At 38.6% G+C, this 1,267-nt stretch carries 1 protein-coding gene; it reads right to left on the reverse strand.

All coding sequences use genetic code 11. The annotated features are described in order from the left end of the window. Positions 1 to 20: 20 nt before the first annotated feature. Complete coding sequence (locus OSCI_RS04665) at positions 21 to 1,163, reverse strand: IS4 family transposase (RefSeq protein ID WP_019486944.1); 1,143 nt, start codon at positions 1,161 to 1,163, stop codon at positions 21 to 23. Between the last annotated feature and the right edge of the window lie 104 nt (positions 1,164 to 1,267).

Raw genomic sequence — 1,267 nt, forward strand, 5'->3', positions numbered from 1 at the left:
CTGACGGGGTGACAACCCCGTCAAAGAGTAGATAGAATCAAGGTTCTAGCCCTTATCCCCTTCTTGAAAAATGGTCGCTTATTACTTCTAATCCTCATTAATTCAGTTACTAAATCTTGGCAAACTTCACTTCCTGTCACCCAACATTCACCATATAAACCTATCCAAAAGTTGCTATGACGACGTATCGATCGCCCTAATTCCTGCACCCGACCCACATATTTTTGAATCCCCATCTGTTTGATTGTATGACCTTGAATAATTGCACAAGTGTATGCGATCGCGATTAATAAAATTAAAGACTTTAAGCGGTCATAACAGGCATGACTATTTTCCAAATTATAGCCTCCTGTCTTACAGTCTTTAAACATAGCCTCTATTCCACTCCGACATTTAAAACTCGCGATCGCCAATTTTAAACTACCTACATTGGTCAGCAGAAACCAACCTTCAGAAGCCCCGTTAGTTTTGTATTTTCTTTTCCAATAACCTGCCACATCAAATTTGCCAAAACCTTTTTGCTTAGTAACTTTAACCCCGCTTCTATAAAAGCCTGTCCCTGGTATTAGTCCTAACTCGCTTAGACGTTGATATTCTTCTTTTTCAGATTGTATGTATCGTTCTTGTTTAACTCTTAATACAAACTTGACACCTACGTCATAGAGCCATTGCGCCAGCTTGACAGAACCAAATTCTCTGTCTCCTAGAATAATTATTTGATAATCTTGTAGCAAGACCAAAACAGGTGTAATTAAATTTTGTTGTTCTTGAATATTCGTACTGCCTCTTTTGGGGAGTATTTCCCAGTATAAAGGAATAGCCCTTTGCGACCAAATTAGACTAATAAAAAATAAATTATTGTGTCGCCATTGAGTGCGGTCGATAGCTAGCATCAACACAGACTGATTTTTAAAAGCCGTGTTCAAGATGTATTTCACCAAGGGAAACCAGATGGTTTCAATTCGCAAGACTGGCAACTTAAAAAATCTTTGAAGATTGCGCCTCCGACTCTCAAAGAGTACAGGATATGACCAAACAGTAGCTAGTCTCTCAATACTGACCTGTTTGTGTATTTGTAAAAGGCAGACAACAATTGCAAGAGTTAAGTATTCAGTTTTTTTGAGTTGACTTGACAAGCAATTTTGGTAAAATAAAGGAAGCATTTAATTATTCTGGGGGTTGTTGAGAACGATCGCCCATTTTTTTTTACCACAAAACGTCTCAAAGCGCTATAGGTAAGGCTTTTGACGGGGTTGTCACCCCGTCA

Origin of the sequence: Kamptonema sp. PCC 6506, from assembly GCF_000180455.1 — a bacterium.
In the GTDB taxonomy this organism is placed as follows: domain Bacteria; phylum Cyanobacteriota; class Cyanobacteriia; order Cyanobacteriales; family Microcoleaceae; genus Kamptonema; species Kamptonema formosum.